The 14,979-nt window shown below is 67.0% G+C and carries 15 protein-coding genes; 9 read left to right on the forward strand and 6 right to left on the reverse strand.

Annotation, left to right across the window (positions count from 1 at the left end; translation table 11 throughout):
* The first annotated feature begins 29 nt into the window (after positions 1 to 29).
* From BUR94_RS14005 to BUR94_RS14035, 7 genes are read left to right on the forward strand one after another with little or no spacing between them, the layout of a single operon-like run.
* Positions 30 to 1,112, forward strand: a complete 1,083-nt coding sequence (locus BUR94_RS14005; RefSeq protein WP_074256812.1) for a polysaccharide pyruvyl transferase family protein — start codon at positions 30 to 32, stop codon at positions 1,110 to 1,112.
* Positions 1,091 to 2,194, forward strand: coding sequence for a glycosyltransferase family 4 protein (locus BUR94_RS14010; protein ID WP_084193045.1), 1,104 nt, complete (start codon positions 1,091 to 1,093; stop codon positions 2,192 to 2,194). Before BUR94_RS14005 ends, BUR94_RS14010 begins: the two co-directional genes overlap by 22 nt.
* Positions 2,191 to 2,949, forward strand: a complete 759-nt coding sequence (locus BUR94_RS14015) for a hypothetical protein (protein ID WP_074256814.1) — start codon at positions 2,191 to 2,193, stop codon at positions 2,947 to 2,949. Before BUR94_RS14010 ends, BUR94_RS14015 begins: the two co-directional genes overlap by 4 nt.
* Positions 2,946 to 4,244, forward strand: coding sequence for an oligosaccharide flippase family protein (locus BUR94_RS14020; RefSeq protein ID WP_074256815.1), 1,299 nt, complete (start codon positions 2,946 to 2,948; stop codon positions 4,242 to 4,244). The genes BUR94_RS14015 and BUR94_RS14020 overlap by 4 nt, the downstream gene beginning before the upstream one ends.
* Positions 4,245 to 4,252: 8 nt before the next feature.
* Positions 4,253 to 5,206 carry a sulfotransferase gene (locus BUR94_RS14025; RefSeq protein WP_139301287.1) on the forward strand — a complete coding sequence of 318 codons (954 nt, stop codon included), beginning with the start codon at positions 4,253 to 4,255 and terminating at the stop codon, positions 5,204 to 5,206.
* Positions 5,203 to 6,060, forward strand: coding sequence for a sulfotransferase family protein (locus tag BUR94_RS14030; RefSeq protein ID WP_084193047.1), 858 nt, complete (start codon positions 5,203 to 5,205; stop codon positions 6,058 to 6,060). The genes BUR94_RS14025 and BUR94_RS14030 overlap by 4 nt, the downstream gene beginning before the upstream one ends.
* Complete coding sequence (locus BUR94_RS14035; protein WP_074256818.1) at positions 6,057 to 7,379, forward strand: O-antigen ligase family protein; 1,323 nt, start codon at positions 6,057 to 6,059, stop codon at positions 7,377 to 7,379. Before BUR94_RS14030 ends, BUR94_RS14035 begins: the two co-directional genes overlap by 4 nt.
* On the opposite strand, the gene BUR94_RS14040 is transcribed toward BUR94_RS14035, so the two are convergent.
* Positions 7,380 to 8,171, reverse strand: a complete 792-nt coding sequence (locus BUR94_RS14040) for a hypothetical protein (RefSeq protein ID WP_074256819.1) — start codon at positions 8,169 to 8,171, stop codon at positions 7,380 to 7,382.
* 258 nt (positions 8,172 to 8,429) lie between these two features.
* Here BUR94_RS14040 and fcl point away from each other — a divergent pair, with 258 nt between their 5' ends.
* Complete coding sequence (gene fcl, locus BUR94_RS14045) at positions 8,430 to 9,365, forward strand: GDP-L-fucose synthase (protein ID WP_074257737.1); 936 nt, start codon at positions 8,430 to 8,432, stop codon at positions 9,363 to 9,365.
* A gap of 80 nt (positions 9,366 to 9,445) precedes the next feature.
* Here the strand turns inward: fcl and BUR94_RS14050 are convergent, their stop codons facing one another.
* Positions 9,446 to 9,712 (reverse strand): spike base protein, RCAP_Rcc01079 family, encoded by a 267-nt coding sequence (locus BUR94_RS14050; protein WP_074256820.1) that lies wholly within the window; start codon positions 9,710 to 9,712, stop codon positions 9,446 to 9,448.
* A 190-nt stretch (positions 9,713 to 9,902) separates the two neighbouring features.
* Here BUR94_RS14050 and BUR94_RS14055 point away from each other — a divergent pair, with 190 nt between their 5' ends.
* Positions 9,903 to 10,637, forward strand: coding sequence for a SapC family protein (locus BUR94_RS14055; protein ID WP_074256821.1), 735 nt, complete (start codon positions 9,903 to 9,905; stop codon positions 10,635 to 10,637).
* A gap of 6 nt (positions 10,638 to 10,643) precedes the next feature.
* Here the strand turns inward: BUR94_RS14055 and BUR94_RS14060 are convergent, their stop codons facing one another.
* The 4 genes from BUR94_RS14060 to BUR94_RS14075 form a co-directional block, all read right to left on the reverse strand.
* Entirely contained in the window at positions 10,644 to 11,126 is a 483-nt protein-coding gene (locus BUR94_RS14060; protein WP_074256822.1) for a TolB family protein, read from the reverse strand.
* 96 nt (positions 11,127 to 11,222) lie between these two features.
* The gene (locus BUR94_RS14065; protein WP_074256823.1) at positions 11,223 to 12,809 is read right to left on the reverse strand and encodes a glycoside hydrolase family 43 protein; all 1,587 of its coding nucleotides are present in this window, start codon (positions 12,807 to 12,809) and stop codon (positions 11,223 to 11,225) included.
* Positions 12,806 to 13,858: an L-glyceraldehyde 3-phosphate reductase gene (mgrA, locus tag BUR94_RS14070; protein WP_074256824.1), complete on the reverse strand. Its 1,053-nt coding sequence runs from the start codon at positions 13,856 to 13,858 to the stop codon at positions 12,806 to 12,808. The genes BUR94_RS14065 and mgrA overlap by 4 nt, the downstream gene beginning before the upstream one ends.
* Positions 13,855 to 14,976, reverse strand: a complete 1,122-nt coding sequence (locus BUR94_RS14075; RefSeq protein ID WP_074256825.1) for a Gfo/Idh/MocA family protein — start codon at positions 14,974 to 14,976, stop codon at positions 13,855 to 13,857. Before BUR94_RS14075 ends, mgrA begins: the two co-directional genes overlap by 4 nt.
* Positions 14,977 to 14,979 lie beyond the last annotated feature (3 nt).

Consider the following 14,979-nt stretch of genomic DNA (forward strand, 5'->3'; position numbering starts at 1 on the left):
CCCCGCACCGCCCAAGGAGTTCGCACGCGATGACTGACCTCAAGGCCCCACCCCGTGTTGCCCTCGTCGGCGGGCAATGGGCCCAGAACGTTGGCAACGCCTTCTTCAATCTCGGCGGCAAATACGTGCTGGATCGGGTATTCGGAGATGGCGCCGTGGGCTTCTACCAGGACCAGCCGAACTACCGGACGCTGCACAACAAGTTCAAGGGCAACCCCAAGACCTACGTCGACTTCGTGAGCTCTCTCGACATCGACTACCTCGTTCTGCAAGGCCCCGTGCTCAATGGCTGGCTGCGACAGAGCTGGGAGAACGCCTTTCGCGCCCTGCGCGACCGTGGCACAAAGGTAATCTTTCTCTCCTCGGCCTTCTTCAAGTTCCGCGACAGTGAGATCCAGGCCGTTAAGGCCTTTCTGGAAGAATACCCGCCTGCCCTGATCTCCACACGCGACGGGCGGAGTTACGACATCCTGAAGGATTGGCTGCCGGCCGTCCCCAAATACAACGGTATCGACAGCGGCTTCTTCCTCAACCGCTGCGTAGCGCCCTTCGCCGTGCGCAAGGACGTTCGCTACATCACCAAGAACTTCGACCGCTACCCCGAACCGGAGATCCTGACCGAGGACCCCGGACCGAAGTTCAACACCCGGCAGGTCGAGATCGCTGGGCGGACCCTGTTTCTCGCGGTGCCCAAGTTCCTCGACAGGCATGCGCACAAGGGCAAGATCAGGGGTTATCTCGCCGATGTCTTCGACCGCCGACGGCTGCCTGCGGAATTCGACGGGATGAGGATCATCCGTCCCGAACACCGCTTCTTTCCGCACATGACTCACAAGATCTACCGGCAGCCCAATGCCACTGCATCCGACGAACCCTGGACCTATATCAATCTCTACGGCAATGCCGAGTTCACGCTGTCCGACCGGGTTCATGCCTGTGTGGCAACACTGGCCTACGGGCATCCGGCCATGCTGTTCACCCCCTCGCCCCGCTCGGCGCTCTTCGATCGCCTGCGCGTCGGAGACCTGCGGGAGCGACTGGTATCGCTGAACCTCGATCTGCTTCGCTCCGAGCAGGAGGCGGAGATCGAATGGTTGAGATCGCAAATCTGACATCGGCGCGTGACATGGGGCAGCACCGCGTGAACTGCATCGTCATCCTCCCGCCGCCCGTCACCGGCCAGACCCTCGTCTCCCGCGCGACGAGCGAGGCCGTGGTGCGGGCCGGGCGGGGGCGGATCTGGGGGGTGACGAACGACCGGGGGCTGACAGGGTGGCGCTGGACGTTGGCCAAGCACTGGCGGCTGCTGGGGGCGCTGGTTCGGGCCGGTGCGCTGTCGCGCGGGCGGCAGCGCTGCTATTTCGTGCCGGACGCGGGCAAGGGGCTCTGGCTCAACCTCATCGAGGCCCCGCTGATGCGCCTCGGGTTTCGGGAGGTCTGGCTGCATCACCATGTCTTCAGCTATGTCCGCAGGCGCGACTGGAAGATGGCGCTGTTGCTGAAGATCCTCGGTACGGGGGTGCGGCACGTGGTGCTGGGCCGTCCCATGTCCGACGGGCTGGCCGCCCGCTATGGCGCGGCGCGGTTTCACGTGCTGGGCAACGCCGCCTTCGTGGCCGAGGCGCCACCGGGCCGGACCCGCGACAGACTGCGGACCATCGGCTTTCTGGGCAACATCACCCGCGACAAGGGCATCGGCCTGTTCATCGACACGCTGCGCGCCCTGGAGGCCGAGGGCGAGGCGGTGAAGGCGGTGATCGCCGGGCCCATCGCCGACCCGGCCCTTCGCGCCGAGATCGCGGCCTTCGTGGCCGAGGCGCCCGACCGGCGGCGGGCCCCCGGCGCGGTTGGCGGCGCCGCCAAGCGGGCATTCTTCGACGAGATCGACCTGCTGCTCTTCCCCTCGCTCTACGCCAACGAGGCCCTCCCGCTGACGATCTACGAGGCGCTCGCCGCAGGGGTTCCGGTGCTGGCCACCCGGCGCGGCTGCATCCCCGACCAGCTGGAGGGCACCGGATGGACTTTCGACGAGGCTGGCTTCGTGGCTGCCGCGGAGGCACAGGCGGCAGCCTGGCGGGCCGACCCGGCCCGCTTTGCCGAGGCCTCCCGCACGGCCCGCGCGCTCTATTCCCGCCGCCGCGCCGAGGACGACCGCAGCCTCGCCGCCCTTGTCGCAAAGGTCACGGCGCCATGACGACGACCCGCGGCACCGGACCGAACACCTGGCGCCCCACCCGCCTGCTCCGACGGCGACTGTCTCTCCACCCCTCGCTCTACGTCCCGCTCCGCCGGTTCACCAGGCCGGGCACGGTGGTGACCGCAGAGACCGACCTCGTCATCGAAGGGTTTCCGCGCAGCGGCAATACCTGGATGGAAGCGCTGGCGCACCACTGCGCGACCCGCCCCCTTCGCCTGGCGCATCACAGCCACGCGGCGGCCCATGTGCGCCACGCCCATGCGCTCGGGGTTCCGACCGTCGTGCTCTTCCGCGACCCCGACAGCGCGGTCCGCTCGTACCTGACGCTCTATGCCAACAACCTCGACGTCCGCGACGCCTTCCGGGACTACATCACCTTCTACAACGCCATCCGCCCGCTCTGTGGCAAGGCCATCGCGCTGGTCAGCTTCACCACCGTGACGGAACGACCGGCCGAGGTGATCGAGCGGCTCGCACGGCAACACGGGTTGCCTGTCGATCCGGCGCGGATCGCTTCCGGTGACGACCGAGCAGCGGTTTTCGCGCGGATGGACGAAAAGGCGGCCCGGCTCAAGCGCGACGGCGGCCGGTCCGACAGCCACCCGGGGCACGGGCCGCGTGGCGCCGAAGCGGTGCGCGCGGCAGCCGCCCGTGCACTGGATCGCCCCGAGGTACAGGCGCTCCGCCAGAAGGCCAGGACCCTGCACGACGCGATGACCGCACAGGTGCGCCACTCGGAGGGCAGCGCATGAAGCGGGTCTTGCACCTGGCCGCAACAACCACCGGCAAGATGGCGCTCCAATCGCTTGCCATCTCGCTGACCTCCCGCATCGGTCAGCTTGCCATGACGGTTCTGGCGGCGCGGATGCTGGCGCCGGAGGGCTTCGGCGTTTTCACCTTCGCACTCGGTGTCGGCCTGGTGGGAGGGCGCCTCTTTGGCCTCGGTTGGCCGATCCTGATGAATCGCTTCGTGCCGAAGTATCGGCTGGCGGAAGATTGGCCCCTGTTGCGCGGCCTGGTGCGGGCCGCAGGCGGCGTGACGCTGCTTGCAGGGCTCACGGGAGGGCTGCTCTGTGCCGCACTCGCCCTGGTTCTGGGGCCTGAGAGCACGCTGCACACCGGCCTTCTGCTCGGCGGGCTCCTGCTGCCGGTGATGGCCTTCCGCAGCCTCTTCCGCAACCTGCTTGCGGCCCTGCGTACGCCCCAGCGCGGGATCGTGGTCGACGAGCTGCTGCCTGCCGGCCTGATGACCCTGATGCTGCTGGCCTTTCTGGGCGGCCAGATCGACGCCGAGGATGCGACCTTGCTCTACGTTCTGGCGAGCCTCGTCGCGGTCGGTGCGGGCGGATGGTGGGTGCTGCACCGCTTGCCCCCCCAAACCGGCCGCGCCGCGCCGCGCTACACCCTAGGACGTTGGATGCGCACCGCCCTGCCCGCACTCGTCGGCAGCTCCGCCCGGCTGTTGATGAACCGCACCGACATTCTGATGATCGCCCCCCTGGCGACGATGGCGGCCGTGGGCCACTACGGGGCCGCGATGCGGATCACCTACCTGCAGGCGGCGCCCGTCATCGTCCTGTCCACCGTCATCACGGCGCGTCTGAGCGAGGCCTTCGCCGCCGGCCAGGTGGACCGTGGCAAGCGCCTCTTCTTCGGCTCCCTCGCCTTCGCCGCGGCCTGGACCCTGCCCTGCGCCCTGGCCTTCGTGGTCTTCGACGGCGAGATCATGCGGCTGGTGTTCGGTGCGGCCTATGTCGAGGCCGCGCCGATCCTGTCGGTGCTCGCCATCGCCCAGGTCGGCGCGGCGCTGAACATCCCGGCAACCTCGCTGATGCTGATGACCGGCCGCCAGGCGGCCTTCGGCAAGATGACCCTTGCCGCCCTGCTGCTGAACATCGGCGGAAACCTTGCCCTCATCCCGCCCTACGGCGGACTCGGCGCCGCCATCGCCACCGCCGTCTCGATCATCGCCCTGACCCTGATGCAGCTGACGAGCTGCGCGGTGATCCTCCGGAGCGGCAGATATGCTGAGAGGGATGGTCAGTGACTCTACAGGTGCTTATTCATATCGGTCTCCACAAGACAGCGTCCTCGCTCCTTCAAGAAAGGCTGTTCTGCCGGAAAGATCACGGCTTCGAACGGCCCACGCGCGACAGGCGGCTCATTCACGATGCCTTTGTTCTGCCGGGTCCTCTGGAGCTTACGCCCGGTGATGCGCTTGACGACTTGCGCCGCGCCCGCGACGCCGCAACAGCGGCTGGACGAGTTCTGGTCATTTCGCACGAGCGCCTTTCGGGCTATCCGTCGTCTGGCGGTTTTGACCGTCGCAGCATTGCAAGTCGGCTCCGCGCGGCCTTTCCGGATGCCAGAATCCTGATGGTAGTGCGCGAGCAGCGCGCAATGATCGCCTCAATGTACCTGCAGACCGTCAGCGACGGCAGTTCTCTCCCGATCGGACGGTTCTTGTCCCCAAGTGAGCCACGACTTCTGCGCATGCCCGGTTTTCGGCCCGACTATCTCGAGTATGACAGCCTGTTGGCGCTTTATCGTGAGCTCTTCGGCGAACGCAATGTTCTGCTCCTGCCTTTTGAACAGCTCAAATCAGACCCCGCCACCGCCTTGGCGCGGATTTACGACCATGTTCATTCTGAGCGTAGTCACGTCGCTCCTTTCGACCCGGATCTGTTGCGTACACACGTCAACCGAAGCCGCCCGATGGCCTACCAAGCACTGCGGCGTTACTTCAACGTGGCCACCAGGAACCAGATCTCTGACAGCGGCCTGTTCGAGTTCGAAACCGCCAAGGCTGAGGCAATCTTTCGAGCGTTGCGACCCGTCGCAGAGGTGCTGCGTCCCTTGGACAGCTGGCTAAAAAAACGGCTGGCTGCGAAAGTGGCACATTTCTGTGAAGGCAGATACGGCGCATCCAATGCCCGTCTGGAAGCGGCGACGGGATTGCAGCTCGCACCCTTGGGCTACGATGTCACCGCACCTTCGGTGCGTCCATGAGGCTCCCTGGCTTCCTAATCATCGGCGCGATGAAGGCCGGCACGACCTCGCTCTACGATGATCTGAGCCGGGTGCCCGGCCTCTACCTGCCGCCCGAGAAGGAACCCGAAGACCTGGCGGATCCGGATGTCGAAACGCCCGCGGGACGCGCCGCCTATGCCGCCAGGTTCGCAGCGGCGCCTGCGGGGGCGCTCTGCGGCGAGGCCTCCACCGCCTATGCCAAGCGGCCGACCCACGAGGGCGTGGCGGAGCGGGCGGCGCGGGTGCTGGGGCCGGGGCTGCGCATCATCTACCTCACCCGCGACCCGGTCCGCCGGATCGTCAGCCAGTATCACCACCTGCACGGTCTGGGGCTCGAGACCCGGCCGCTCAACGATGCCGTTCTGGCAGACGAAACCTACGTGGCCTACAGCCGCTACGACTGGCAGCTCGCGCCCTGGCGCGCCAGCTTCGGGCCCGCGCAGGTGCTGGTGATCCGCTTCGAGGAGTATATCGCCCGCCGTGCCGAGACCCTGCAGACGGTCTGCGGCTTTCTCGGTGTCGCCGCGCCCCGGGCCACCCCGGCCAGCCACCGCAACGCCTCCGCCGGAAAGCGCATCGTCCGGCCCGGATCGCCCTGGTCGAGGATCGCCCACTCGCATCTCTATCTCTACCGGATCAAACCCCACCTGCCGACCGGGCTGAGAGACCGCCTGAAAACCCTCCTGCTCCCGGCCACCGCCCCCCTGACCGAACCCCTCACCCCGGCCACCCGTGCCGAGCTGGAGCGGCGGTTGGGAACGGAGGCGCCCCGCGCTCATGCCGCGACGGCAGATGTGAACGGCGCACCAATGCCGGGAAAGCGCGCGCCATGATACGGGTCCTGATCGTTCTGACCTTGGCGCTCGGGCCTCTGCAGTGGATCACGCTTGCGGACGTTGGCCTCACGCTGAAACCCGTCCACATTCCGTTCTTTGCCCTTGCGATTATCGGCTGGCTCCACGCCGGCTCCCGAAGAGTGGAGCGGGCCGAAATACGATCCGTGGCGCCCTTCGCGATGTTTTACTCGTGCTATATCGCACTGATGCTGCTCTCGGCGTTCTACAACGGCACCGGATTCATCTATGTAATGAAATTGCTGGTGTACTTTCTGGCATCGGCAGGGTTCTTCTTTGCCCTGTTGAGGATCGGCCGCCAGCAGGCGTTGTCCGCAGTGATGACAGGTGGCCTGCTTTCTGCGGTCCTTTTCTTTGCGGTCGCCAGCATCACGCTTCAACTGCGCGGCATCAACATCTTTGCTGTGGTCGGGTCAGCGGTTCAATCCGGCAACCCCTCGTTTCTTCAATTCATGATATTTCGAAATGTGTTCAATGCGCCGGGTGTCTCGTCAGAGGACGCCGTGGGCGTTGCATTGCGGCACACGTCCCTCGGGTTCATCTTCATTGGCGGAGTTGTGGCACTGGCCGCGTCCCGTGGCTCAAGACTTGCCGCTGCCGGAGCCATGTTCTCAATCCTGATCATCCTCGTCAGTGTCAGCCGGTCGCTCATCCTTGCCTATGCGATCGCACTGATCCCGGCCGGGCTTGCCCTGCTCAGGGGGCACCCAAGAGGCTTTGCGGCACTTACTCTCGGTGCGGGTCTAATACTGATTACACTGTTCATTGTTCTGCAACCCGATCTGGGGGGTATTGGCACCATCCTGTCGGAGCGCTTTGGCAGTTTCGATGAAGACGGCCGGGTCGGCATGTATGGGTACGCACTCAATGAGATCAACAACCGGGCATTTCTCGGCTATGGGCCGGGGTATGAATTCGAGCACGGCTCCGCAAAAACACACCAGGCCCACAATATCTTTCTGGGTGCGTGGATGCAGGGCGGATACCTTTGCCTGCTGACAGCAATCGGATTTATGGCGAGCCTCATGTTCATGTATTTCCGGTCCATGCTTCTGACCTTCGGATCTGTGCAGAACGTTCTCTTGCTGGGCCTCCTGGTCTTGCCGCTCTTTCGCTCACAACTGAGTGGAGGGGGAGGCAACTTCACCCTTGCGGAGTGGATATGCATCGCTGTCGCGGTGGCAATTGCCGTCCCCTCGGCGCATAGGCCCAAGCACTTGCAAGACAGGGTTTCCGGCACCGGGCGGCAGCCGCCCCTCGGGGCCTTGCACGATGTGACCTCACCACACCTTCGATGATCACCCCCCGAGGCGGGAGGATCCCCAGGTCTCCAGGGAGTCGAGGGTTGCGGGGTCGGGGAGGCTGTTGGCCAGGACGCCGCCGTGGAACCGGCCGAGAAACGGCAGGCTGCTGTTGTTCCTCCGTCCCAGGAAGATCTCGTGGGCGCCCAGGGTTCCGCCCGAGGGCACGGCGGCGCTTGCGGCCGTCGTCGCGCCATCGACCCGCAGGCTCGCGGTCTGCGCGGCGAGGTCGGCGAGGCCGGTGAGCAGGAAGGCGCCGGGCACCGGGTGTCCGAGCGACTTCAGCGTTTCGCCCGCGCCGCTGCCGCGCACCCGGAACTCCAGCACACCGGCGCCGTGCTGGGCGCTCGGGGCAAAGACGGCCAGGGTGCCCGCGTGGCTGTTGGAGTTGGCCGAGGTTTCCAGCACGCAGCAGGTGCTGGTGTCGGTGAGCTTGGTGATCGCAAGCATGACCAGCGCCTGGGCGCCGCCCCAGTCGAAGGCCGCCGCCGAGAGGCTTGCGTTGCTGCCATTGAAGGCCAGCCAGTGCAGCGTGCCGTCGGTCTGGTAGAGAGGCCGCGCCACGGCACTGGCCTGGCTCATGTGCCGGCCGTTGCCGCTCTTGTCCTGCATCAGCCCCACCGGGTCGCCCGCCGAGGTCACAGGAAGGGTGCCTGCCGCATCCTGAAACAGCGTCGACAGGTCGGAGGGGTCGTACCAGGCGAGCAGGCCGGAAAGCTCGGCCGGAGAGGCCGTGGCATCGGTGCGGCCAAGGGCGAGGCGGGTGAGGCTGAGGTCGAACCCGATCATGGCTCAAAGGCCCTCGGCGGCGTGCTGCGGCGCGGGCGGGCGGGGGGTGGTCGGTGCGGTCATGGCGACGTCCTCTTCTGGCCTGGGTCGCCCTGGGGCACGGTTGCGCCGGGCGGTCTGGGGCACACCCTAGGCGGGGGCCGTTAACACCGTGCCATGGCACCGTGCGCTCCGCCGCCGAAACCCGGTTTGGCGGTTGCCTGCGCGATGCTGCGGCTGCAAAATCGCGCCGAACGCAAGAACCACGGACCCGTGCCCATGACCTACGATCTGACCGGAAAGCGCATCTGGGTGGCGGGCCACCGGGGCATGGTCGGCGGCGCCGTGGTGCGGCGCCTGGCGCAGGAGGACTGCGAGGTGATCCGCGCCGGCCGCGAGGTGGTGGACCTGCTCGACCAGCGCGCCGTCGGCGACTGGATGCAGGCCACCCGGCCCGATGCCATCGTGCTGGCCGCCGCCAAGGTCGGCGGGATCCACGCCAACGACACCCGGCCGGTGGAATTTCTTTACGAGAACCTGATGATCGAGGCCAATATCCTGCACGCCGCCCATGCCGCCGACGTGGGTCGGCTGCTCTTTCTCGGCTCGTCCTGCATCTATCCGCGGATGGCGCCGCAGCCGATCACCGAAGACAGCCTGCTCACCGGGCCGCTCGAGGCCACCAACGAATGGTATGCCATCGCCAAGATCGCGGGCATCAAGCTGGTTCAGGCCCATCGCAAGCAGTTCGGCCGCGCGTGGATCTCGGCGATGCCGACCAATCTCTACGGTCCGGGCGACAACTACGATCTGCACTCGAGCCACGTTCTGCCCGCCCTGTTGCGCAAGTTTCACGAGGCACGGGCGCGCGGCGAGGGGCAGGTCGTGGTCTGGGGGTCGGGCAAGCCGCTGCGCGAATTCCTGCACTGTGACGACCTCGCCGATGCGCTGGTGTTCCTGCTCCGGCACTACGACGGCTACGAGCACATCAACGTGGGCTCGGGCGCCGAGGTGTCGATCCGCGAGCTGGCCGAAACCATCGCCGAGGTGGTGGGCTTCGAGGCAGATCTCGTGTTCGACGCCTCCCGGCCCGACGGCACGCCGCGCAAGCTGATGGACAGCAGCCGCCTGCACGCGTTGGGCTGGAACAGGGCCCGCGGCCTGAAAGACGGCATCCGCTCGACCTATGCGGCGTTCCTGGCGGAGGGCCTCTGAAGGCCGCGCCGCCGCGCCGTCCGCTTGCGGCAGCGGGCCGCGGAAGACCGCAACCCTCCGCGCCGCCGGGCCAGCGCCGCTCAGGCCACCACGAAGCCGTGGATGCCGCTCGCGGTGGTTCCGGTCGCCCGCACCCGGCGCACTCCGACGGGCAGGATCGTCCTGTCGCCCACGCTCACGCTGCGCGTCTGCCCGCCCTGGGTGACGATCGAAAGGCTGCCGCCGGTCTCCACGTAGAGCGACACGCAGACGGCAGCGAGGTCGGTGCCATCGGACGGGGTGATCGGCAGGATATCGGTTGCCGGGCCCGCAAGGCTCGGCGTGCGGTTCTTGAACGGGTCATTCATGGTCGGTCCCTCTGTTTGGCTGAACGACAAGAGCCGGCGGGGCGTCGCGGCCCGCCGGTTCGCTTGCCGGGTGAGGCTAGGGCAAGGCCGATAACACTCTGCCACACCACCGCGCGGTGCACCCTCCCCTTGCAACCCGGCCCCCAGCGGTTACACCAAGGCAGGCACCAAAGAGGCGAGGAGAGCGGATATGGCCAAGCAACTGTTGTTCTATGAGACCCCGGTCGCGGTGAACCCGGCGAAACACGGCAAGACCTGCATCAACTTCGGCGGGGATTTCAGCTATGCCGCCGGGGTCAATTCGGTGCCCATCGCCGCCTCCGAATTCGCCCTCTGCGCCGCCGAATACCCCATCGTCTTCGCGGGCACGCTTGAGGCCCCGGTGCCCTCGGTCATCCTCGGCCTCGACGGCGCCCGCAACGCGATGGTGGGCAAGAAGGGCGCCTGGCTTGGTGCCTATGTCCCCGCCTACATCCGCCGCTACCCCTTCGTGCTGTCGCAGCAGGACGAGGCCGGCAACCAGACCCTGCACCTCGACGAGACGGCGGATTGCCTCAACACCAAGGGCAGGGGCGAGGCCCTGTTCGACGGTGAGGGCCAGCCTTCGGACTACCTGAAGGACGTGCTGAAATTCCAGCAGGAGTACCAGTCGCAGCACCAGCGCACCCAGGCCTATGCCCGGCGGCTGGCCGAGCTGGAGCTGCTCAAGCCCATGCGCGCCGATTACACCACGCCCAAGGGCGAGAAGCGCACGCTTCAGGGTTTCTTCAGCGTCGACCGCGACAAGCTGAAGGCACTCGACGACGCGGCGGTGATGCAGATGTTCCGCAACGACGAGCTGGAGTGCACCTTCCTCCACCTCGCCTCGGCGCGCAACTTCAAGGCGCTGGCCGACCGGGTGAGCGAGGCCGAGAAGGCCGCCTGATGCGCCTCAGGGCCGGGCGTAGCGGACAAAGGCGAAGCGGCGGGCATCGGGCGACCACGACGGCACGTTGATCGTGCCTTGCCCGCCCCAGAAGCTGGCCAGCGTTTCGCCCGCCCCGCCCGCCGCAGGCATCAGCCGCAGCGACACCTCGCGGCCAAACGGGTGGCCCTCGGTGCCCGGCGGATAGGCAAGGTAGAGCACGTGGCGGCCATCGGGCGAGGGATGCGGAAACCAGTCCACGCTCTCGCCGCCGGTCATCTCCTCGGGGTCCTCGCCGCCCGGCCCCATCCGCCAGAGGGTCATCCGCCCGCCCCGGTCGGAGTTGAACCATATGTGCCGGCCATCGGGCGTATAATCCGGCCCGTCGTAATGCCCGCCCCCCGCGATCAGCACCCTCTCCTCGCCGCCCTCCACGGGGATCGTGGCGATGCCGAAGGCGCCGTCGCGCACGCAGGTATAGGCGAGCCGCGCGCCATCGGGCGAGCGCATCTCCGGCCCAGTTCGGCGCCTCGATGTGCCGGTCGGTCTCGAGCAGCGTCTCGACCTTGCCGGTCTCCAGATCGAAGATCTCCAGCGCGGCAAACATCAGGTCGGGTCGTAGCCGAACCGCGTGAAATCGGCAGCCCGCCCCTGCCCGGTGATGTCAAAGCACATCATCCCCACGAAGGCCCCGGTGAAGGAGCCATGCTCGCCCCGCCCGCCCTCGTCGGAGATCACGCTCGCATCCAGCTCCGGCCCGAAGGGCTGCCAGTTGCCGCCGCCCTGCCGGTAGAGAAACTGCTGGCGGGCATGGTCCACCTCCACCGACAGCTCCACCGGCCCCTCGGCCAGCGCCACCGGCGCGGCCGGAAACTGCATGCGCCCGTCCGGCCAGTCGCCGGGGCAGGACATCAGCATCAGGCAGCGGCCCAGCTCCTCGGTCCAGGAGACCGCGGCAAAGTGAAACTTGTACCGGTTGTAATAGGTCGTCAGCCCGGCCGCCTGCTGGTAGGTCGTGGGCTCGAACAGCTCCAGCGTGGTCGCCGCGCGGTACTTCAGGTGCTCCTGCCGCCGCGCCACGAGGCTCTGCTCGAACCAGCTGCCAATGCTCTCCCGCCCGATCAGGCGCAGCGCCTCGCCTGTGAAGGTAAAAATCCGCTCCGGCTCCGGCGTGCGCAGCCATTGAAACTCCGGCGGCAGGCTGTCGGTGAACCTGCGTTCAATCGCCTGCGGCGCGCGCGGCTCCACGTCAAACGGTGCGGGCACCTCCAGATGCGCCAGCGTTCCGCCGCCCTCCACATACAGCCAATCGTCGCGCCACTCGCATTTCTCGATGCCGGTCTCCCGCCCCAGCGGCGAGAACCGCCCCGGCAGCGGCCGCGAGCAGAGAAAGCTGTGATAGGTCTCGCCCTCCGGCGTCTCCACGATCTGCCCGTGCCCGGTGCGTTGCAGCGGCGCGTCGGGGGCATCCTTGGCGGTCAGCAGATGGGTGTCGGGGTGCAGCTCATAGGGGCCGAACACCTCGCGGCTGCGCGCCATCGTCACCGCATGGCTGTAGCCCGTGCCGCCTTCGGCCACCGTGAGGTAATACCAGCCGTTCCGCTTGCTCAGATGCGGCCCCTCGGTCAGCCCCAGCGAGGATCCCCTGGAGATCACCTTCATCTCCCCCTTCAGCCCCTCCTCGGGGTGCCACTCCTGGCAGAGGATGCCATCGAAGGCCGAGGTCTTCGGCTTGCCGCCGATGCTCTCGCTGATGTGGTTCCACTTGAGCACCAGCCAGTATTTGCGCCCGTCGTCGTCATGAAACAGCGAAGGGTCGAACCCGTGACTGCTCACATAGGTCGGCTCGCTCCACGGCCCCTCGATGCTGGGCGCGGTGACGATGTAGTTGTGGGCGTCCTTGAAGTTGCCGTCATAGCGTTTCACATCCGTGTAGACGAGCCAGAACAACCCATCGGCGTAACTCAGGCAGGGCGCCCAGATGCCGCAGCTGTCGGGATCGCCGCGCATATCGAGCTGGCTGGCGCGGCTCAGCGGGCGGCAGGCCAGATCCCAGTTCACCAGGTCGCGCGAGCGGTGGATCTGTACGCCCGGATACCATTCGAAGGTGGAGGTGGCGATGAAGTACTCGTCGCCCGCCCGGCAGATCGAGGGGTCGGGGTTGAAGCCCGGCAGGATCGGATTGCGGATCATCGCTGCGCGGCCCCCCTGGTCTGCTCCGCCGACTGCGCCCAGAGGTTGATCGCCTCCTCGTCGGCGTATTCGTCGATCTCCGCCAGCTCGGCCTCGGTGAACTCCAGGTTCCTGACCGCGCCCGCGCAATCCACCACCTGGCTGGGCTTGCTGGCCCCGATCAGCGCGGTGGTGATCCCGCCGCCGCGCAGCACCCAGGCAATCGCCATCTGCGCCAAGGTCTGCCCGCGCCGCTCGGCAATGGCATTGAGCGCGCGGATGTTCTCGATCGCCCGCTCGCTCAGCATCTCCGATCGCAGGCTCTTGCCCTGCGTCGCCCGGCTGCCCTCTGGCACGCCGTTCAGGTACTTCGCCGTCAGCATCCCCTGCGCCAGCGGGGTGAAGGCGATGGAGCCCACGCCCAGCTCGGCCAGCGTGTCCTTCAGCCCGTCCCGCTCGACCCAGCGGTTGATCATGTTGTAGCTCGGCTGGTGGATCAGGCAGGGGGTGCCGAGGTCGCGCAGGATCGCCACCGCCTCCCGCGTCCGCTCGGAGTTGTACGAAGAGATCCCCGCGTAGAGCGCCCGCCCCGACCGCACGATGAAATCCAGCGCGCCCATGGTCTCCTCCAGCGGCGTGTCCGGGTCGAAGCGGTGGGAGTAGAAGATATCGACGTAATCCAGCCCCAGCCGCTTCAGCGAGGCATCGCAGGAACTCACCAGGTACTTCCGCGAGCCCCATTCGCCATAGGGCCCCTCCCACATCTTGTAGCCCGCCTTCGACGAGATGATGAGCTCGTCGCGGTAGGGCGCAAGATCCGTCCGCAGGATCTCGCCAAACGCCTGCTCCGCCGCACCGGGGCGCGGCCCGTAGTTGTTGGCAAGGTCGAAATGGGTGATCCCGTGGTCAAAGGCCGTCTTGCAGATGTCGCGCTTGGTCTCATGGGCGCTGTCGTCGCCGAAGTTGTGCCACAGCCCCAGCGACACCGCCGGCAGCCGCACCCCCGAGCGCCCGCAGCGGCGATAGACCATCCGCTCGTAACGGTCCTGCGCGGCGGAATAGACACTCATGCCAAGAGCGCCTTCGCCGCATCCGGACCCAGCGCAGCCGGCCGCTCGCAGGTGGTGGAAATCTCCAGCGCCCGGCCCTCCTCGCCCGCCTTCAGGATCGAGGTCATCACATCCACCACATGGGTGGCAAAGGCGTCCGAGCAGCGGTGCGGCCGGCCGTCGAGGATCGCCGCGCCCATGTCGGCCAGACCGGCGGTGCGGTAGTTCGCCCGCACCCCCTCGTTGGACTTGCCGAAGGGGTGCTGCCACTCGCCCGAGAAGTTGGTAAAGGCCCCCTTCTCGGTGATCCGCACCTCGCCGCCGAAGAAATTGGGATCGGGCACATGCAGCGTGCCCTCGGTGCCGTAGAGCTCCATGTTCGAATGTCCGTGCTGCCACACGTCCCAGCTCGCCACGAAGGTCACCTGCGCGCCGCTCTCGAACTGAAGGATCGAGTGGATCGTCGTCGGCGTCTCCACCTTGATCCGCTCTCCGAAGCGCGGCTGCGAGGTGATCGTGCGAAACGCGTTCGCGCTCGAGCTCATCGCCACCACGCGCTTTACCGGCCCGAGCAGCTGCACGAGGTTGCTCACGTAATAGGGCCCGATGTCCAGCACCGGCCCGGCTCCCGGCTGGAAGAAGAAATCGGGGTTCGGGTGCCAGCTTTCCATGCCGGGAGACTGCACGAAGCAGGTGCCCGAGGTGATCCGCCCCACCGCGCCCTCGTCCACCAGGTGCCGCGCCAGCTGATGCGCACCGCCAAGGAAGGTATCGGGCGCCGAGCCCACCCGCAGGCCCTTCTCGCCCGCGATCTTCTTCAGCGCCTCACCCTCTTCCAGCGACAGCACGAAGGGCTTTTCGCTATAAACATGCTTGCCCGCCTCCAGCACGCGCCTGGAGACCTCGAAATGTGCGTTCGGCACGGTGAGGTTCACCACCACGTCCACGTCGGAGGCGCCCAAGAGCCCCTCGACCGTTTCAGCCCGCAGCCCGAACTCCTCCGCCCGCGCCTTGGCCGCGGCCTCCGCCACATCGGCGCAGGCACGCATCTCGATGCCCTTGAAGAGCGGCGCGAGGCGCATGTAGGCGGCCGAGATGTTGCCGCAGCCGATGACGCCGATTCCCAGAGTGTCAGCCATGGC

The organism is Vannielia litorea, from assembly GCF_900142295.1.
In the GTDB taxonomy this organism is placed as follows: Bacteria; Pseudomonadota; Alphaproteobacteria; order Rhodobacterales; family Rhodobacteraceae; genus Vannielia; species Vannielia litorea.